This window comes from Pseudomonas sp. F9001 (genome assembly GCF_013385435.1).
Lineage (GTDB): Bacteria > Pseudomonadota > Gammaproteobacteria > Pseudomonadales > Pseudomonadaceae > Aquipseudomonas.
Genome location: NZ_JACAPX010000029.1, coordinates 18,525 through 37,220, shown reverse-complemented (window position 1 = coordinate 37,220; position 18,696 = coordinate 18,525). Strand labels below are relative to the sequence as shown.

Sequence of the window (18,696 nt, the reverse complement as noted above, 5' to 3'; positions counted from 1 at the left end):
TTGAAATCAATGAGTTATAGGGGAAACCGGCCTGTTGCGGCACACCCAAAACACTTGTGGGAGCGGGCGTGCTCGCGAAGGCGGTGGGGCAGCCAATAAATCTGCTGACTGATACACCGCTTCGCGAGCAAGCCCGCTCCCACATTGACCGCATTCCAGCTTGAATCCTTGCAGCCTCAGCCTTTTTCGGGCTGGAAGCGAACCACAAAACCCTTGAGGTTCTGCTGGCGATCCAACAGGTCCCGCAAGCGATCGGCTTCAGCCCGCTCGATCAGCGGCCCGATGAATACCCGGTTCTTGCCATCGGCGCTGCGGATATAGGCGTTGTAACCCTGGGTGCGCAGCTTCTTCTGCAACGCATCAGCACTTTCGCGGTTAGCCAGGCTGGCCAGCTGGATCGACCAACTGATCGGCAAGCCATTCGGGTCAATACGGCTCTGGCCCACGTCCGGCTTGCCCGGTGCCGCAGGTTGCGGGGCCACAGGTTTTGGCGCTGGCGCCGGCGCCGCAGGCTTCGCAGCAACTGCAGGAGCAGGCGCAGGCTTAACCACCGGCACGCTCGGCTGCACCGGCATCGACGGCGCTTGCTGTGCAGCCACTTCGTCATCGGTCGGCACCGGCTCTTCTTCCGGCAGCGCTTGCGGCTCGGGAACCACCACCGGCTCAACCTGAACCTGAGGCACCGCAGGCGCCTGGGGCGCAGCTGGCGCTTCAACGGTCACTTGGCGCTGCTCATCCTGACGGGAAAACAGCATCGGCAGGAAAATCACCGCCAACGCCACCAGGACCAGGGCTCCAACCATTCGCTGCTTGTATGCGCTATCCAGTAATGCCATGTGCAGCTTCCTCCGTGGAGCGCCGGGCCAACCATTCGAGCGCCTCGGCAACACAATAAAATGATCCGAACAACAGAATCTCATCCTCAGGCGTCGCAACCGCGCACTGGGCTTCCAGGGCGGCTGTCACGCTTGCATGGGACGTCACGGACGCGCCAAGGTTCTGCAAGGCAACCTGCAACTCGATGGCAGGACGACTGCGGGACGTATCCAGCGGTGCAACCGCCCAGGCCTGGACGTCGCCCAGCAAGGGTGCAACCACGCCGTCCAGGTCCTTGTCGGACAACAATCCGAACACCGCGAGGCGGCGACCGGCGGGCGGCGTGCGTGCCAGGCGCCTGGCCAGGTATTCAGCGGCGTGAGGGTTATGCCCCACGTCCAGCAGCAGGTTCAGGCGCTTGCCCTCCCAGTCGAACGTGCGCCGGTCAAGGCGCCCCACCACGCGAGTAGCCTGCAACGTAGCGGCAATCTGCTCGGCATGCCAGGGCAAATCCAGCAACAGGTAGGCTTGCAGCGCGAGCGCGGCGTTTTCCATCGGCAGGTTCAGCAGTGGCAAGTCGCGCAACTCGACGGTTTGACCGCGCGCGTCAAGCCCGCGCCATTGCCAGAATCGGTCGCCAATCTCGAGATTGAAATCACGCCCACGCAGGAAGAACGGGCAATCCAGCTCGCGCACCTTGTCCAGCAAGGTATGCGGCGGATCCAGGTCGCCGCACAGTGCAGGCTTGCCCTGGCGGAAGATCCCGGCTTTTTCATAGGCCACGGACTCACGGGTGTTACCCAGGTAGTCCGCATGGTCGACACCAATACTGGTAATCAGCGCCAGGTCGGCATCCACCACATTGACCGTGTCCAGACGCCCACCCAGGCCGACTTCCAGCACCACTACATCCAGCTGCGCACGCTCGAACAGCCAGAACGCCGCCAGGGTGCCCATCTCGAAATAGGTCAGGGAAATCTCGCCACGCCCGGCATCAAGTGCGGCGAAGGCTTCGCAGAGTTGCTCGTCAGTGGCTTCGACGCCATTGAGCTGCACCCGCTCGTTGTAGCGCAGCAGGTGCGGCGAGTTGTACACGCCGACCTTCAGGCCCTGGGCTTGCAGCAAGGCCGCGACAAAGGCGCAGGTAGAGCCCTTGCCGTTGGTGCCGGTCACCGTGATCACACGCGGCGCCGGCCGGCCCAACCCGAGGCGGGCCGCTACCTGTTGCGAGCGCTCCAGGCCCATGTCGATGGCTGACGGATGCAACTGCTCAAGGTAGGCGAGCCATTCGCCCAGGGTACGTTGGGTCATATGTTTGCAGGCACCGGTGGCACGACAATCGGCTCGATTTTAGGCGCGACGTACACAGGTGTCGGCAGGCCCATCATTTGCGCCAGCAGGCTACCAAGGCGCGGACGCAGTTCGCCGCGCGGAATGATCAGGTCGATCGCGCCGTGCTCCAGCAGGAACTCGCTACGCTGGAAGCCTTCCGGCAGTTTTTCGCGAACGGTTTGCTCGATAACACGCGGGCCGGCAAAGCCGATCAGCGCCTTCGGCTCACCGACGATCACGTCACCCAGCATCGCCAGGCTGGCGGACACACCGCCGTAGACCGGGTCGGTCAGCACGGAGATGAACGGAATACCTTCTTCGCGCAGACGCGCCAGTACCGCGGAGGTCTTGGCCATTTGCATCAGCGAGATCAGTGCTTCCTGCATCCGCGCACCGCCGGAGGCGGCGAAGCAGATCATCGGGCAACGGTTTTCCAGCGCGTAGTTGGCGGCACGTACGAAACGCTCACCGACAATGGCGCCCATCGAGCCGCCCATGAAGGAGAATTCGAAGGCCGAAACCACCACCGGCATGCCCAGCAGCTTGCCGCTGACGGAAATCAGCGCGTCCTTTTCACCGGTCTGCTTCTGGGCCGCGGTCAGGCGGTCCTTGTACTTCTTGCCGTCGCGGAACTTCAGACGGTCAACCGGCTCCAGGTCAGCGCCCAGTTCGGAGCGACCATCGGCGTCGAGGAAAATATCAATGCGGGCGCGGGCGCCGATACGCATGTGGTGATTGCACTTGGGGCAAACGTCCAGGGTCTTTTCCAGCTCCGGGCGGTACAGCACCGCGTCGCAGGATGGGCACTTGTGCCAAAGACCTTCAGGAACCGAGCTTTTCTTCACCTCGGAACGCATGATCGAAGGGATCAGTTTGTCTACTAACCAGTTGCTCATGCTTTCTTTCTCCAGTACCGGTGGCTTGAACACAGCCCCGCGTATGCCCTTGAGCTAAATTCATATGTGGCGATGACACAAACTGGACGGGGTCAGACGTTCGACCAGCCATTTCCTGCCTGTGCCCTCAGCCTTCCAGACAACCTGCCGTGCAGGGTTGCCACTTCATTTCCGGGCCTCCCACAGGCGGCGCCGGGCTGTTTTACACAGTGGTAGTTATGGACGGCGGCAGACTGCCAGCCGTCACATCGTCCCGCTGCTGTCGCGCACGGCCTGCATGAATGCGCGAATCCTTGCGTGATCCTTGATGCCCTTGCCCTGCTCTACCCCGCCGCTGACGTCCACGGCATACGGCCGAACCTGCTGGATGGCACTGGCCACGTTGTCCGGATTCAGGCCGCCCGCGAGGATAATCGGCTTGCTCAACCCTTCGGGAATCAACGACCAGTCAAACGCCTCGCCCGTACCACCGGGAACGCCTTCGACGTAGGTGTCGAGAAGAATCCCGCGAGCCCCGCCATAGGCAGCGCATGCCGCAGCAATATCGTCCCCGGCCTTGACCCGTAGCGCCTTGATGTACGGGCGCTGGTAGCTCTCGCACTCGTCCGGACTCTCATCGCCATGGAACTGCAGCATGTCCAGTTGCACGGCGTCGAGGGTTTCATTGAGCTCGCAGCGGCTGGCGTTGACGAACAACCCCACGGTGGTCACGAACGGCGGCAACGCGGCAATGATCGCCCGCGCCTGCAACACATTCACCGCCCGCGGGCTTTTGGCATAAAACACGAAACCGATGGCATCGGCCCCCGCCTCGACCGCCGCCAACGCGTCTTCTATGCGGGTAATCCCGCAAATCTTGCTGCGAACGGCAGACATGTCGATGAAACCTCAGGGCGTGTCCGGGAAAGTCCCGGATGGTAACAAATGCTTTTGAGGGCGTCAGCCGCCAAGTTCGCTGAAACCTGTGAGGAAGTGTGGCCCGATGAATCGCTGGGGCAATTCGAACTCGTCGCGGTACTCCACATCCACCAGGTACAGGCCGAACGGATGCGCCGTGACGCCGCCGGTACGGCGAATCCGGCTTTCCAGCACTTCCCTGGCCCATTCCACCGGGCGTTCGCCGGTACCGATGGTCATCAGCACCCCGGCGATATTGCGCACCATATGGTGCAGGAAGGCGCCGGCGCGGATATCCAGCACGATCATCTTGCCGTGGCGCGTCACCCGCAGGTGATGGACTTCCTTGATCGGCGACTTGGCCTGGCACTGGCCGGCACGGAACGCGCTGAAATCGTGGATACCTACAAGATGCTGGGCCGCCTCGGCCATGCGCTCGGCGTCCAGCGGGCGGTGGTTCCAGGTGATTTCTTCGTTGAGATGGGCCGGGCGGATCTGATCGTTGTAGATCACATAGCGATAACGCCGGGCGATGGCCTTGAAGCGCGCGTGAAAGTCCGCCGGCATTACCTTGGCCCAACTGACGCTGACGTCGTGGGGCAAGTTGATATTGGCGCCCATCACCCATGCCTTCATCGAGCGCTCGGCCTGAGTGTCAAAGTGCACCACTTGCCCGCAAGCGTGCACGCCGGCATCGGTCCGCCCGGCGCACATCAGCGACACCGGTGAGTCGGCGACTTTCGACAGGGCCTTCTCCAGGGTTTCCTGCACCGTCGGCACACCGGAGGCCTGGCGTTGCCAGCCACGATAGCGCGAGCCTTTGTATTCCACGCCCAGGGCGATTCTGAAAAAGCCTGCGGCCGCCATTTCGGCGGCCGCGTTATCTATATTTGCCAAGAACTGAGAGCCTGATGAGTTGCGCAAAGGCGGCCATTATAAGGCCGTGCGCCTGGGACGCCATGGGTTTGGTGCCTGGATGGCAAAACGGCAGCCCGAAGGCTGCCGTTGTATTTACCGCGCGTATCAAGCCAGCCGGCTGAGCATTTCCTTGGCCTCGCCCTTCTGACCGTCATCGCCTTCCTTGAGCACCTCGCCAAGAATGTCCCGCGCACCGTCGGCATCGCCCATGTCGATGTAGGCCTGCGCCAGGTCGAGCTTGGTGGCCACTTCGTCGGTACCGGAGAGGAAGTCGAATTCCGGCTCATCGCCACCCAACGCCGCGTCGTCGGCGGTGAAGGACGGTTCGATTGGCGGATGTTCCAGGCTTTGCGACAGGCGATCCAGCTCGGCGTTGACATCATCAAGCTCCGACGCAAACGCGTCCGGCTTGGCCGCTGCAGGCGCCTCGGGCTCGTCGGCCAGGGACAGGTCGAAATCCTCCGGCAGGTCGAGGTCGTCCAGGTCGGCCGGCGTCAGTGTCGGCGGCTCTACCGGCGGCAGGTCCTTCATCTGGTCTTCAAGGCCGGAGAGGAAGTCGTCGTCGGACTGGGCCGACGAGGGTGGATCGAGTTGCAGGTCCAGGTCGAAATCCGACAGGTCTTCCGCACTGGCCTTGGCCTCGGTCTGCTGTTGCAGCACCGATTCAAAGCTAAGGTCGTCGTCCGACGTCGGGCGGACCACAGCTGGCGAAGCAGCCTCCAGATCGTCCAGGCTGAGGTCGAAGTCAGTGTCAAACGCGTCCGGCGCAGGCTCAGGTGCAGGCGGTGCCGGTTCGTCCTTGAGCAGGTCCTTGACGTATTGGGCGTCGAGAGCGGCAGCGGCAACGGCAGCGCTGACGCCTGCTGCGAACACGGCCATGGCCGGGAAGCGGCTTTTCAGCTGTTCGACCTGGGCATGGTTGTCGCCATTGGCGACCAGTTGGCGCTCCTGGGTGACAAACCCGTCCTTGTTGCCCTGCAAGCCGTGGACTTCCATCAGCTTGAGACGCAGGTCACTGCGGGCGGGCTCTTGCTTGATTGCATCTTCCAGCACTTCCGCAGCCTGGTTCAGGTGGCCACGGTCGATATGCGACTGGGCTTGCGCCAGGGCGTCGGTCGGACGCTGCGCAGCAACAGGTGCGACCACCGGCGCAATCACCGGGGCAACCACCGCCGCTGGAGCTGGAGCTGGAGCCAGCTTGACGTTCGGCGGCGGCACATCAAGGCCTTCGAAACTGTCAGATGGCAGGTCGTGATCAATGTTCGGCGCAAATTCCGGCTCTTCAGCCAGGGCCCGTGCCATGCGCAGGTGCTTTTCTTCTTCAAGGCGCGCATTGCGATGACGGGCCCACAGCAGCAGAAGCAACAGCACCAGCAAACCCGCTGCGCCGCCGATCACCCCCAGCACGATCGGGTTGGTCAGCAGGTCGTTGAATTTACCTTCAGTGCTGGCAGGTGCCGCATCCGGCTTGACCGGGGTCTCGACCGGCGCAGCCGCAGGGGTTGCTGCCGGAGCTGCCGGTTGTGCAGCCAGCTCGGCCGGCATCGCCGCCGTTGCAGCAGGCTGCGCCGCAGCGCCACCCGGGGTCTGCAACTTGGCCAGTTGGTTGTTCTTGAGCTCGATCAGCCGCTGCAGCTTGTCCAGCTGACTTTGCAGGTCAGCCATGCGGCTTTTCAGTTCTTCATTCTCGCGACGGGTCGAATCCAGGCTTTCCTGGGTCACCGCCAGCTTGTTGTTCAAGGCCCGGCTGTCGCCCGCCGCGCCCTTCCCGCCTTTCCTGGCCGCTTCGGCCGAGACCAGGCTCAAATTGTCCTTGGTATTGGTCTGCGACGGCGCATTACCCGCCTGGGTACGCTTGGTCGCGTCCAGCTGCGCCTTGCCGGCGAGCTGATTGCCGCCACGGCGGCCCTCGCGCCACGCCGCGTTTTGCGCCGTCACTTCAGCAATCGCCTCGGGCTGCGGCAGGCTGGTGCTTTGCCCCGAATCCGGCAGGCGCAGGACCTGGCCGGTTTTCATGCGGTTGATGTTGCCGTCGATAAAGGCGTCAGGGTTCAGCGCCTGAATGGCCAGCATGGTCTGCTGCACCGAGGCGCCATTGCGGTTTTTCGCGGCGATTTCCCACAAGGTGTCACGGGAAGTCGTGGTGTGTTCCTTGGCCTTGGTAACTGCCGGAGCCGTCGTCGCGGGCGCACTCAAGCGTGGCGCGGGTGCAGGTGCACCGGCGGCCGGGGTCGACTGGTCGAACTTGGCCGGGTCCAGCAGCACGCTATAGTCGCGCATCAGGCGGCCGTTGGGCCATTGCACCTGCAGCAGGAAACGCACGTAGGAATCCGGCAGCGGCTTGCTGGAGGTGACACGCACCACACTGCGGCCGTTGGGATTGACCACCGGGGTAAAGGTCAGGTCGTTCAGGAACGCCTGGCGATCGACGCCCGCATCCACAAAGGCCTGGGACGACGCGAGGCTGGGGGTGATCTCGGAGGCGGTCAGGCCACCGACATCGAGCAACTCGATTTCCACCGACAGCGGCTGGTTCAGCTTCGACTTGAGGGTCATCTCCCCAAGCTGCAGTGCTTGCGCCATACCGGAGGACAGCGCCGAGGCGGCCGCTATTGCTAACACCAGTTTGCGAACTTGAACCATAGCCTCATCCTTTTTGAACACTCCCCGGCCGGCGAGAAGGTGGGTAACCGCTGCCATTAGGCATGGCGAGCCGATAGGTCACCGACGCGCAATTTTTCCAGCTTGGGGCCAAGCATAGCGCTTGGCTAGAATCAATCTACAAATTGCCGCCAAGTATCTTTTACACAAGGCCTTTTATCAACAACTGCGCCAGCTGTACGGCGTTCAGTGCCGCCCCTTTGCGTACGTTATCTGACGCCAGCCACATATTTAGTTCCGCGGGGTCATCAACACCGGCACGAACCCGGCCCACGTAGACCACGTCCTGACCGACCGCATCGCCCACAGCCGTGGGGTAATCGCCCTCTTCCACCAACTCGACACCCGGTGCCGAGTCCAGGGCACGGTTGACGGCAGCGAGATCCACCGCTGCCCCCAATTGCAGTGACACAGTCAGGCTATCGCCAAAAAACACCGGGGCTTGAACGCAAGTGACGGAAATCTTTAGCAAAGGCATTTCCAGCACGGCGCGCAATTCGTGCACCAGGCGTTTTTCCAGGGCGGTGTGGCCTTGCGCGTCAGGCTTGCCGACCTGGGCCAGCAGGTTAAAGGCCATTTGCCGGTCGAAGAACTTCGGCTCCAGCGGGCGCACATTCAGCAACTCGGCGGTCTGCCGGGCGAGTTCGCTGACAGCCTCACGGCCCTGGGCGGAAACGGCGAGGTTGGCGGTGACGTTGACGCGCTGAATGTCCAGCAAGCCGCGCAGTGGCGCCAGCACCACGGCCAGGGCAGTGGCCGACGGGCTTGGGCTGCTGACCTGATAAGGTTTTTTCAGGCCATCGAGGATCTGTGCGTTGGCTTCCGGCACTACCTGCGGCGCCTGATCGGCCGGCAAGGCGCCGGACAAGTCGATCAGGGTGCAGCCCGCAGCGGTGGCGCGCGGGGCAAAACTCAAGGTGACCGCAGGGCCGGCGGCGAAGAACACCAGTTGGACTTTGCTGAAATCGAATTCATCGACTTCCCGCACCCGCACGTTCTTGCCACGAAACGGCACCGAATGCCCGGCCGACTCGCTGCTGGCCAACAGGTGCAGGCTGCCTACCGGGAAGTCCTGCTCTTCGAGGATCTGCACCAGGGTTTCGCCAACGGTGCCGGTGGCGCCGATCACGGCAATATCAAAGGTCTGGGTCATGGGGGCTGCCTCGGGCATTGCGGGGGGAGCGGCACTTTACCGGGTGGCTGGGGGTGAGGCAATTAACCTGGGGGTTGTGGTGTGGCTGATGGCCTCTTCGCGAGCAAGCCCGCTCCCACATTCGAGCGAGTTTCTTCAGTTGAAATGCGATCAAATGTGGGAGCGGGCTTGCTCGCGAAGAGGCCCGAGCGCGCAATAAAAAACCCGCGCCTGTCACCAGAACGCGGGTTTCTTATTACCAGCAGCGATTACCGCTCCAGCAAGATCCGCAGCATGCGACGCAACGGCTCAGCCGCGCCCCACAGCAGTTGGTCGCCGACGGTGAACGCGCCCAGGTACTGCGTACCCATGTTCAGCTTGCGCAGACGGCCAACCGGCACATTCAGGGTACCGGTCACCTTGTTCGGGCTCAGTTCCTGGATGCTGATATCACGGTTGTTCGGCACCAGCTTGACCCAAGGGTTGTGCTGGCTGATCAGCCCTTCGATATCGGCGATCGGCACGTCTTTGTTCAGCTTGATGGTCAACGCCTGGCTGTGGCAACGCATGGCGCCGATGCGCACGCAGATACCGTCCACCGGGATCGGGCTCTTGAAGCGACCGAGGATCTTGTTGGTCTCGGCCTGGGCCTTCCACTCTTCACGGCTCTGGCCGTTAGGCAGTTCCTTGTCGATCCACGGGATCAGGCTGCCGGCCAATGGCACACCGAAGTTCTCGGTCGGGTAGGCCTCGCTGCGCATGGCCTCGGCCACACGGCGGTCGATGTCGAGGATCGCGCTGGCCGGGTCAGCCAGTTGATCGGCGACAGCGGCGTGGGTCGCGCCCATCTGCTTGATCAGTTCACGCATGTTCTGCGCGCCGGCACCGGAGGCCGCCTGATAGGTCATGGCGCTCATCCACTCCACCAGGCCGGCTTCGAACAAGCCGCCCAGGCCCATCAGCATCAGGCTGACGGTGCAGTTGCCGCCGATGTAGTTCCTGGTGCCCGCGTCCAGTTGCTGGTCGATCACCTTGCGGTTGACCGGGTCCAGCACGATCACCGCGTCATCCTGCATGCGCAGGCTGGAAGCGGCGTCGATCCAGTAACCCTGCCAGCCGGCTTCGCGCAGCTTGGGGAAGACTTCGCTGGTGTAGTCGCCACCCTGGCAGGTCAGAATGACGTCGAGGGTCTTCAGTTCTTCAATGTTGTAGGCGTCCTTGAGCGGAGCAATGTCCTTGCCCACGGACGGCCCTTGACCACCTACATTGGAGGTGGTGAAAAACACCGGCTCAATAAGATCGAAATCCTGCTCTTCCAGCATCCGCTGCATGAGCACGGAACCGACCATACCGCGCCAACCGATCAGACCTACACGTTTCATCGCAACTACACCTTGTTCAAAAGTGGGCCGCCTTGCAGCAACATCTGCAAGCGGGCCCGAGAGATTACAGATTCCGCAGCGCGGCGACTACTGCGTCGCCCATTTCTTGCGTACCGACCTTGGTGCAACCCTGGGACCAGATGTCGCCAGTGCGCAGGCCCTGGTCGAGCACCAGGCTCACGGCCTGCTCGATGGCATCCGCGGCATCGGTCAGGTTGAAGCTGTAACGCAGCATCATCGACACCGACAAAATGGTCGCCAACGGGTTGGCAATGCCCTGCCCGGCGATGTCCGGCGCCGAACCGTGGCACGGCTCGTACATGCCCTTGTTGTTGGCATCCAGGGAGGCCGACGGCAGCATGCCGATGGAACCGGTGAGCATCGAGGCCTGGTCGGACAGGATGTCGCCGAACAGGTTGTCGGTGACGATCACGTCGAACTGCTTCGGTGCACGCACCAGCTGCATGGCGGCGTTGTCGACGTACATGTGGCTCAGCTCGACGTCCGGGTAGTCCTTGGCGACTTCTTCGACGATTTCACGCCACAGCTGGCTGGACGCCAATACGTTGGCCTTGTCCACCGAGCAGACCTTCTTGCCACGCACACGGGCCATGTCGAAACCGACACGGGCGATACGGCGGATTTCACTCTCGCTGTACGGCAGGGTGTCGTAGGCCTGACGCTCGCCATTCTCCAACTCGCGCACGCCCCGTGGCGAGCCGAAGTAGATACCGCCGGTCAGTTCGCGGACGATCAGGATGTCCAGGCCCGCGACGATTTCCGGCTTGAGGCTGGAAGCGTCCGCCAGTTGCGGGTAAAGGATCGCCGGGCGCAGGTTGCCGAACAGGCCCAGTTGCGCACGGATCTTCAGCAGGCCGCGCTCAGGGCGGATGTCACGTTCGATCTTGTCCCATTTCGGGCCACCCACGGCGCCCAGCAGCACGGCGTCGGCTGCGCGGGCACGCTCCAGGGTTTCGTCGGCCAGAGGCACGCCGTGCTTGTCGATGGCCGCGCCGCCGATCACGTCGTGGCTCAGTTCGAAGCCCAGGCTGTACCTGGTGTTGGCCACTTCCAGCACCTTGACCGCTTCGGCCATGATTTCCGGACCAATGCCGTCGCCAGGGAGAATCAGAATCTGCTTGCTCATGCGTTCCTCATTTCATCAAGCGACCCGCCCGTGGGCAGGTCGGGAAAAATTAATCAGCGTTCGGCCCACACCACCAGCACGTCGGTGCTGAAGGTGCCGTCGGCTTGAATCTCGAAGTAATCGCGCACTTCCTGGCCCATTGCCTTTTGCAGCTCCAGGATCGCGGCACGCAATACCTCTGGGGTGCGCATGCGCTCGACCCACGAGGTGTATTCCAGGCGCAGGCGCTGGCGGCTGCTGTTGCGCACATGCAAACCGGCTTCGCTGAGCTGGCGCATCCACTCGCCGGCGGAATAGTCACGCACGTGGCTGGTGTCGCGCAGCACTTCGACGGTTTGCAGGTAAGTGTCCAACAGCGGGCTGCCCGGTGACAAGACGTCCACGAAAGCGGCCACGCCACCCGGCTTGAGCACCCGGCGCACTTCACGCAGGGCCAGGCCCAGGTCGCTCCAATGGTGCGCCGAGTAGCGGCTGAACACGAAGTCGAATTCGCCATCGGCAAATGGCAGGCGCTCGGCGGCGCCGTGCACGGTGCGGATGTTGTCCAGGCCACGGTCCACGGCAGCGGCGGCGACCACGTCAAGCATCTGCTGGGACAGGTCGTACGCCACCACTTCTTTAACCAACGGTGCAACGTTGAAACTCACGTGACCCGCGCCGCAACCCAGGTCCAGCAGTCGTGCAGCGCCCTGCCCGGCCAGTTCGGCCTGGAGCAGCGCGAACTCGGTGCCTTGAGCATGTACTGCGCTGCTCAGGTAGGCCGAGGCCTGTTCGCCGAATTGTTTTTGCACGACTTGGGTGTGGGCAGTGCTGGTCATGATGATGTCCCTGGTTTTTGTGTTGCTGTTGCTGGCCCTTTCGCGAGCAAGCCCGCTCCCACATTCGACCGAGTTCCTTCAGTTGAAATGCAATCAAATGTGGGAGCGGGCTTGCTCGCGAAGGGGCCAGTCCGGTCTACATGGAATCAAGCGTCGCGAAACAACCAAGGCTGGCTGGCCCGGTGTTTGGTTTCAAACGCGGCAATCGCATCGCCGTCCTGCAAGGTCAGGCCGATGTCGTCCAGGCCATTGATCAGGCAGTGCTTGCGGAAGGCGTCCACTTCAAAGTGATACACCTTGCCGTCCGGACGGGTCACGGTCTGCGCCGCCAGGTCGATGGTCAACTGGTAGCCCACATCGGCTTCCACCTGCTGGAACAACTCATCCACTTCGGCATCGCTCAAGATGATCGGCAGCAAGCCGTTCTTGAAGCTGTTGTTGAAGAAGATGTCGGCGTAGCTCGGCGCGATGATGCTGCGAAAGCCATATTCTTCCAGGGCCCACGGCGCGTGCTCACGGCTGGAGCCGCAACCGAAGTTTTCCCGGGCGAGCAACACGCTGGCACCCTGGTAACGCTCGGCGTTGAGCACAAAGTCCTTGTTCAGCGGGCGCTTGGAGTTGTCCTGGTAGGCGTAGCCCACGTCCAGGTAGCGCCACTCGTCGAACAGGTTCGGACCAAAACCGGTGCGCTTGATCGATTTCAAGAACTGCTTGGGAATGATCTGGTCGGTGTCCACGTTGGCACGGTCCAACGGCGCGACTAAACCGGTGTGTTGAGTAAAAGCTTTCATCGGGTATTCCTCAGATCAATTCGCGAACGTCGATGAAACGACCGTTGACGGCAGCCGCAGCAGCCATGGCCGGGCTGACGAGGTGGGTACGGCCACCGGCGCCCTGACGCCCTTCGAAGTTACGGTTGGAGGTGGACGCGCAGTGCTCGCCCGACTCCAAACGGTCCGGGTTCATCGCCAGGCACATCGAGCAACCCGGCTCACGCCATTCAAAACCGGCCTCGAGGAAAATCTTGTCGAGGCCTTCGGCTTCAGCCTGGGCCTTGACCAGGCCCGAACCTGGCACCACGATCGCCTGCTTGATGGTCGAGGCGACTTTGCGGCCCTTGGCGATCACCGCCGCAGCGCGCAAATCCTCGATCCGCGAGTTGGTGCAGGAGCCGATGAACACGCGATCCAGCTGGATGTCGGTAATCGCCTGATTGGCTTTCAAGCCCATGTACTTCAAGGCGCGCTCGATGGAACCACGCTTGACCAGGTCGGTTTCCTTGGCCGGGTCCGGCACGTTCTGGTCAACGGCCAACACCATTTCCGGCGAGGTGCCCCAGCTGACTTGCGGCTTGATCTGGGCGGCATCGAGAGTAACCACGGTGTCGAACACCGCATCGGCGTCGGAAACCAGGTCTTTCCAGGCTTCGACAGCGGCGTCCCAATCAGCACCGGCAGGTGCGAACGGGCGACCCTTGACGTAGGCAATGGTCTTTTCGTCCGCCGCCACCATGCCCACGCGGGCACCGGCTTCGATGGACATGTTGCAGATGGTCATGCGGCCTTCGATGGACAGGTCGCGAATCGCGCTGCCGGCGAATTCGATGGCGTGGCCGTTACCGCCGGCAGTGCCGATCTTGCCGATCACGGCGAGGACGATGTCCTTGGCAGTGACGCCGAAAGGCAATTCACCTTCCACCGACACCAACATGTTCTTCATTTTCTTGGCGACGAGGCACTGGGTGGCGAATACATGTTCCACCTCGGAGGTACCAATACCGTGGGCCAGGGCGCCAAACGCACCGTGGGTAGAGGTGTGGGAGTCGCCGCAAACCACGGTCATGCCGGGCAAGGTAGCGCCCTGCTCCGGGCCGATCACGTGAACGATGCCCTGGCGCACGTCATTCATCTTGAATTCGGTGATGCCATATTCGTCGCAGTAATCATCGAGGGTCTGCACCTGGAGGCGCGACACGGTGTCGACGATGGCGTCGATCCCGCCTTTACGCTCCGGGGTGGTCGGCACGTTGTGGTCCGGGGTGGCGATGATCGAGTCGACGCGCCAAGGCTTGCGCCCGGCCAGTCGCAGGCCTTCGAACGCTTGGGGCGAGGTCACTTCATGGATGATGTGACGGTCGATGTAGATCAGCGACGACCCATCATCGCGCCGTTTCACTTCATGGGAATCCCAAAGCTTGTCGTAAAGCGTTTTGCCGGCCATCACGCGGTCCTCATCAGGTGTTTCTATGCCCCGGGCCTTGAACGATTCAATAACCCTTTGGCTTGTGAGGCTGATGGTATGGCGCTACATTAAATAACTCAAATTCATATTTTTTATGCTTTGGATTACCAACTGGAATAGCACAATGGACCTGGCCAACCTCAATGCCTTTATCGCCATCGCCGAGACCGGCAGCTTCTCCGGTGCCGGTGAACGCCTGCACCTGACCCAACCGGCCATCAGCAAGCGCATCGCCGGCCTGGAGCAACAATTAAAGGTGCGCCTGTTCGACCGGCTGGGGCGTGAAGTCGGCCTCACCGAAGCCGGACGGGCGCTGCTGCCCCGGGCGTATCAGATTCTCAATGTACTGGACGACACCCGCCGCGCCCTGACCAACCTGACCGGCGAGGTCAGCGGTCGTCTCACTCTGGCCACCAGCCATCACATCGGCCTGCATCGCCTGCCGCCCGTACTGCGAACGTTTACCCGGGAATACCCGAACGTCGCCCTGGATATTCAGTTTCTCGATTCGGAAGTGGCCTACGAAGAAATCCTCCATGGCCGCGCCGAAGTGGCCGTGATCACTCTGGCGCCGGAACCCCACACGCTGGTGCGGGCCACCCCGGTGTGGGACGACCCGCTGGATTTCGTGGTGGCGCCGGAACACAGCCTGATCAGCAACGGCAGCGTCAGCCTGGCGGACATCGCCCGGCACCCGGCGGTGTTTCCCGGCGGCAACACCTTTACCCACCATATCGTGCAGCGGCTATTCGAGGCCCAGGGCCTGACGCCAAACATCGCCATGAGCACCAACTACCTGGAAACCATCAAGATGATGGTCTCCATTGGCCTTGCCTGGAGCGTATTGCCGCGCACCATGCTCGATGACCAGGTGGCACGCATCGCTTTGCCGGGCATACAGCTCAGTCGCCAGCTAGGCTATATCGTGCACACCGAAAGGACGCTGTCGAACGCTGCGCGGGCTTTCATGAGCCTACTGGATGCACAGGTCGATCTGCCAGGGAATCAGGCTTGAATCGCCGTGGCCCGTAGACCGTGGAACCCGCGCCGAACGCCCATCGAGCCAAGGCCCTTTGATAATGCGCAACCCCGTCGATACCGTGCCACCCCTGCCCCGCATCTACGCCCTGGACCCACAGGAGGCGGAGCAAAGCTGGGACAGCGCGCCGCAACTGCTCGCGGCGCTCAACGCTGCCCGGCTGGGCGCCTGGAGCTGGGAAATCGATACCGGCCGGATCAGCTGGTCCCGAGGCACTCAGGCCCTGTTCGGCTTCGACCCGCGCCAGCCGCTGCCTGAAGACCTGGAGTACCTGGACCTGCTGGCCCCCGAGGACCGCGCCAAGGTGGTCCGGGCCTTTCATGCGGTGCTGGCCGGCGAACCCGCTGTCCAGGCCATGCACCACCGTATCCAATGGCCCGATGGCAGCCTGCACTGGCTGGAAATCAACGGCAGCCTGCTACCGGACAAGGCCGGGCGTCGTCGAATGATCGGGGTGATCCGCGAAATCACCCACCAGCGCGAGCGCGAACACGCCCTCAGCCATTCGGAAAAGCGCTTCGCCACCCTGTTCCATTTGTGCCCGCTGATGGTCCTGCTGACCCGCCAGGCGGACGGCCTGATCAGCGAAGCCAACCAGTATTTCGAGAGCCTGTTCGGCTGGCCGTTGGCCGATGCCATTGGCCGCAGCACATTGGAGCTGGGCCTCTGGGTACACCCGGAACAACGCGCGCATCTGGTCAAGGCCACCCAGCGCAAAGGCGCCCCCATCACCATGGAAGTGCAGTTTCGCGCCAGCAACGGGCAGGTCCACGATGGCACCCTCAGCGCCCAGAAAGTCGAGCTGGACGGCGAGGACTACCTGATCAGCACCTTCCTCGACACCACCGAGCGCAAGAATGCCGAGCAGGCCCTCAAGGACAGCCAGGAACGCCTGGACCTGGCCCTGGACTCGGCGCAACTGGGCACCTGGGACTGGCACATCCCCAGCGGCATGCTCTATGGCTCGGCCCGCGCCGCCCAACTGCACGGGCTGGAACCCCAACCGTTCCACGAATCCTTCGAGGCCTTCTTTGAAGGCATGCCCCAGGAAGAGCGCGAGAGCATGCGCAACGCCTACCGCACCCTGCGCGAAGGCCCGGCGGGCAACTACCAACTGACCTACCGCGTACAACTGGAAGACGGCAGTTCGCGCTACCTGGAAAGCCGCGCCCGCCTGTATCGCGATGACACGGGCGTACCGTTGCGAATGGCCGGGACCCTGCTCGACATCACCGACCAGGTTGAACGTGAGCAGCGCCTGATCGCATCCGAAGAAAAATTCGCCAGCCTGTTCCTCGCCAGCCCCGATCCGATCTGCGTGACGCGCCTGGAGACCGGCCAGTTTATCGAGATCAACCCGGCCTTCACCCAGACCTTCGGCTGGACCGCCGCCGAGGTGCTCAACAACAACGCCGAGCAGATCGGCTTGTGGGAGGAGTCCAGCCAACGCCTGCAGCGCATCGAGCAGGTGATCCGCGAACAATCCCTGAGCAACGTGGCAATCACCGTTCATCACAAGAACGGCCAGACCCTGAACTGTGTGATATCCAGCCGCCTGATCCAGGTCAGCGACCAACCCTGCATCGTCACCACCCTGCGGGACATCACCCAACAGCAACGCTCGGAAGCGGCGCTCAAGGCCAGCGAAGAGAAGTTCGCCAAGGCCTTTCATTCCAGCCCCGATGCGGTGTCGATCACCGAGCGCGATACCGGGCGCTACGTGGAGGTCAATGACGGCTTCTGCCGCCTCACCGGCTACCGCGCCGAAGAAGCGATCGGCCTGACGCTGTACCAGATCGGCATCTGGGCCGATGAAAACCAGCGCGCGGCGTTATTGGCCGAGTTGCAGATCAAGGGCCGCATTCATCACCTGGAAATGCTCTGGCACAACAAACGCGGCGAAGTGCTGGCGGTTGAAGTGTCGGTGGAGCCCATCACCCTCAATGAAACCCCCTGCCTGTTGCTGACCGCCCGGGACGTCAGCCTGCTGAAAAACGCCCAGGCGCAGATTCGCCACCTGGCCTATCACGACCCGCTGACCAACCTGCCCAACCGCGCCCTGCTGATGGACCGCCTGAGCCAGCAGATCGCCCTGCTCAAGCGCCACAACCTGCGGGGCGCCCTGCTGTTTCTTGACCTGGACCATTTCAAGCACATCAACGATTCCCTCGGCCACCCGGTCGGCGACACGGTGCTGAAGATCGTCACTGCACGCCTTGAAGCCAGTGTGCGCATGGAAGACACCGTGGCACGCCTGGGCGGCGATGAGTTTGTGGTGCTGCTCAGCGGCCTGGAAGGCACGCGCCCGCAAGTCAGCACTCAAGTCCAGGAGCTGGCCGATACCCTGCGCGAACTGTTATCCGAACCGATGTTCCTGGATGGCCACCGCCTGCAAGTCACCCCGAGCATCGGTGTGGCGCTGATCCCCGATCACGGCTCAACCCCGGCAGATTTGCTCAAGCGCGCCGACATCGCCCTGTACCGGGCCAAGGATTCAGGGCGCAACACCATCCAGATGTTCCACAACAGCATGCAGAAAACCGCCAGCGAGCGGCTGCGCATGGAAACCGACCTGCGCCTGGCCCTGGCCCGCGGCGAGTTCAGCGTGCATTACCAACCCCAGGTGGATGCGCGCGGCAACACCATCGTCGGCGCCGAGGCCCTGGTGCGCTGGCAACATCCGCAGTTGGGCGCACAGTCCCCGACGGAATTCATCAAGGTCCTGGAAGACAGCGGCCTGATCCTTGAAGTGGGCACCTGGATCCTCGACGAAGCCTGCAGCACCTTCGCGCAGTTGATTGCCGAGGGGCTGGTAGACCCGCTGAACTTCAGCCTGTGCGTCAACATCAGCCCGCGGCAGTTTCGCCAGAATGATTTTGTCGAACGGGTAGAACGCAGCCTGCGCACCCACCACCTGCCTTATACCCTGCTGAAACTGGAAATCACCGAAGGCATCGTGATCCAGAATCTGGACGACACCATCAGCAAAATGCGCCGCCTGAAAAAGCTCGGCGTGAGTTTTGCGATGGATGATTTCGGCACCGGCTATTCGTCGCTGACCTACCTCAAGCGCCTGCCGGTGGATGCGCTGAAGATCGACCAGTCGTTTGTGCGCGACGCCACCCATGACCCCAACGATGCGGAGATCATCCGTGCCATTGTGGCCATGGCGCGCAGCTTGAACCTGGACGTCATTGCCGAAGGTGTGGAAACCCCTGAGCAACTGGCGTTTTTGCAGGGGCTTGGGTGTCATTTGTATCAGGGGTATCTGCACAGTCGGCCCTTGCCGGTGGAAGGGTTCAGGCAGGTACTGAAGCGAATGCCCCAGGCCACTTCATCGGAATAAGTTGCACCGGATTTTCCTGATGGGCAGCTGCTTTTTGAGCCTGTAGGTTCAGGTGCTTTCCATTTTCGGAC

At 62.4% G+C, this 18,696-nt stretch carries 14 protein-coding genes; 2 read left to right on the top strand and 12 right to left on the bottom strand.

Annotated features, from left to right (window positions below):
• Window positions 1–176: 176 nt before the first annotated feature.
• From HX818_RS24135 to leuC, 12 genes are all read right to left on the bottom strand, one after another.
• Window positions 177–836 carry an SPOR domain-containing protein gene (locus HX818_RS24135; protein ID WP_102606395.1) on the bottom strand — a complete coding sequence of 220 codons (660 nt, stop codon included), beginning with the start codon at window positions 834–836 and terminating at the stop codon, window positions 177–179.
• Entirely contained in the window at window positions 820–2,127 is a 1,308-nt protein-coding gene (gene folC, locus HX818_RS24130; protein WP_177020876.1) for a bifunctional tetrahydrofolate synthase/dihydrofolate synthase, read from the bottom strand. Before folC ends, HX818_RS24135 begins: the two co-directional genes overlap by 17 nt.
• Window positions 2,124–3,044, bottom strand: coding sequence for an acetyl-CoA carboxylase, carboxyltransferase subunit beta (gene accD, locus HX818_RS24125; protein WP_003212675.1), 921 nt, complete (start codon window positions 3,042–3,044; stop codon window positions 2,124–2,126). The genes folC and accD overlap by 4 nt, the downstream gene beginning before the upstream one ends.
• 243 nt (window positions 3,045–3,287) lie before the next feature.
• A complete protein-coding gene (locus HX818_RS24120; protein WP_003212673.1) occupies window positions 3,288–3,920 on the bottom strand; it encodes a phosphoribosylanthranilate isomerase in 633 nt (210 codons plus the stop codon).
• Between the two features lie 63 nt (window positions 3,921–3,983).
• Window positions 3,984–4,808, bottom strand: coding sequence for a tRNA pseudouridine(38-40) synthase TruA (gene truA / locus HX818_RS24115; protein ID WP_003212671.1), 825 nt, complete (start codon window positions 4,806–4,808; stop codon window positions 3,984–3,986).
• 156 nt (window positions 4,809–4,964) lie between these two features.
• Window positions 4,965–7,502 (bottom strand): FimV family protein, encoded by a 2,538-nt coding sequence (locus tag HX818_RS24110; RefSeq protein ID WP_177020875.1) that lies wholly within the window; start codon window positions 7,500–7,502, stop codon window positions 4,965–4,967.
• 160 nt (window positions 7,503–7,662) lie between these two features.
• Window positions 7,663–8,673: an aspartate-semialdehyde dehydrogenase gene (locus HX818_RS24105; RefSeq protein WP_003212668.1), complete on the bottom strand. Its 1,011-nt coding sequence runs from the start codon at window positions 8,671–8,673 to the stop codon at window positions 7,663–7,665.
• 248 nt (window positions 8,674–8,921) lie between these two features.
• The gene (gene asd / locus HX818_RS24100; protein ID WP_003212667.1) at window positions 8,922–10,034 is read right to left on the bottom strand and encodes an aspartate-semialdehyde dehydrogenase; all 1,113 of its coding nucleotides are present in this window, start codon (window positions 10,032–10,034) and stop codon (window positions 8,922–8,924) included.
• A 64-nt stretch (window positions 10,035–10,098) separates the two neighbouring features.
• A complete protein-coding gene (leuB, locus tag HX818_RS24095; protein ID WP_134326074.1) occupies window positions 10,099–11,181 on the bottom strand; it encodes a 3-isopropylmalate dehydrogenase in 1,083 nt (360 codons plus the stop codon).
• A 53-nt stretch (window positions 11,182–11,234) separates the two neighbouring features.
• On the bottom strand, window positions 11,235–11,999 hold the full coding sequence (locus HX818_RS24090; RefSeq protein WP_003212662.1) for a class I SAM-dependent methyltransferase: 765 nt from the start codon (window positions 11,997–11,999) through the stop codon (window positions 11,235–11,237).
• A 146-nt stretch (window positions 12,000–12,145) separates the two neighbouring features.
• Window positions 12,146–12,790, bottom strand: coding sequence for a 3-isopropylmalate dehydratase small subunit (gene leuD, locus HX818_RS24085; protein WP_003212660.1), 645 nt, complete (start codon window positions 12,788–12,790; stop codon window positions 12,146–12,148).
• A 10-nt stretch (window positions 12,791–12,800) separates the two neighbouring features.
• The gene (gene leuC / locus HX818_RS24080) at window positions 12,801–14,219 is read right to left on the bottom strand and encodes a 3-isopropylmalate dehydratase large subunit (protein ID WP_008438759.1); all 1,419 of its coding nucleotides are present in this window, start codon (window positions 14,217–14,219) and stop codon (window positions 12,801–12,803) included.
• A 145-nt stretch (window positions 14,220–14,364) separates the two neighbouring features.
• Here leuC and HX818_RS24075 point away from each other — a divergent pair, with 145 nt between their 5' ends.
• On the top strand, window positions 14,365–15,255 hold the full coding sequence (locus tag HX818_RS24075) for a LysR family transcriptional regulator (protein ID WP_003212656.1): 891 nt from the start codon (window positions 14,365–14,367) through the stop codon (window positions 15,253–15,255).
• A 64-nt stretch (window positions 15,256–15,319) separates the two neighbouring features.
• Window positions 15,320–18,625 carry a bifunctional diguanylate cyclase/phosphodiesterase gene (locus tag HX818_RS24070; protein WP_008438761.1) on the top strand — a complete coding sequence of 1,102 codons (3,306 nt, stop codon included), beginning with the start codon at window positions 15,320–15,322 and terminating at the stop codon, window positions 18,623–18,625.
• Window positions 18,626–18,696 lie beyond the last annotated feature (71 nt).

Coding starts and splice junctions, on each gene's coding strand:
- HX818_RS24135 (WP_102606395.1), bottom strand. CDS start 836: ATGGCATTACTGGATAGCGCATACAAGCAGCGAATGGTTGGAGCCCTG.
- folC (WP_177020876.1), bottom strand. CDS start 2,127: ATGACCCAACGTACCCTGGGCGAATGGCTCGCCTACCTTGAGCAGTTG.
- accD (WP_003212675.1), bottom strand. CDS start 3,044: ATGAGCAACTGGTTAGTAGACAAACTGATCCCTTCGATCATGCGTTCC.
- HX818_RS24120 (WP_003212673.1), bottom strand. CDS start 3,920: ATGTCTGCCGTTCGCAGCAAGATTTGCGGGATTACCCGCATAGAAGAC.
- truA (WP_003212671.1), bottom strand. CDS start 4,808: ATGGCGGCCGCAGGCTTTTTCAGAATCGCCCTGGGCGTGGAATACAAA.
- HX818_RS24110 (WP_177020875.1), bottom strand. CDS start 7,502: ATGGTTCAAGTTCGCAAACTGGTGTTAGCAATAGCGGCCGCCTCGGCG.
- HX818_RS24105 (WP_003212668.1), bottom strand. CDS start 8,673: ATGACCCAGACCTTTGATATTGCCGTGATCGGCGCCACCGGCACCGTT.
- asd (WP_003212667.1), bottom strand. CDS start 10,034: ATGAAACGTGTAGGTCTGATCGGTTGGCGCGGTATGGTCGGTTCCGTG.
- leuB (WP_134326074.1), bottom strand. CDS start 11,181: ATGAGCAAGCAGATTCTGATTCTCCCTGGCGACGGCATTGGTCCGGAA.
- HX818_RS24090 (WP_003212662.1), bottom strand. CDS start 11,999: ATGACCAGCACTGCCCACACCCAAGTCGTGCAAAAACAATTCGGCGAA.
- leuD (WP_003212660.1), bottom strand. CDS start 12,790: ATGAAAGCTTTTACTCAACACACCGGTTTAGTCGCGCCGTTGGACCGT.
- leuC (WP_008438759.1), bottom strand. CDS start 14,219: ATGGCCGGCAAAACGCTTTACGACAAGCTTTGGGATTCCCATGAAGTG.
- HX818_RS24075 (WP_003212656.1), top strand. CDS start 14,365: ATGGACCTGGCCAACCTCAATGCCTTTATCGCCATCGCCGAGACCGGC.
- HX818_RS24070 (WP_008438761.1), top strand. CDS start 15,320: ATGCGCAACCCCGTCGATACCGTGCCACCCCTGCCCCGCATCTACGCC.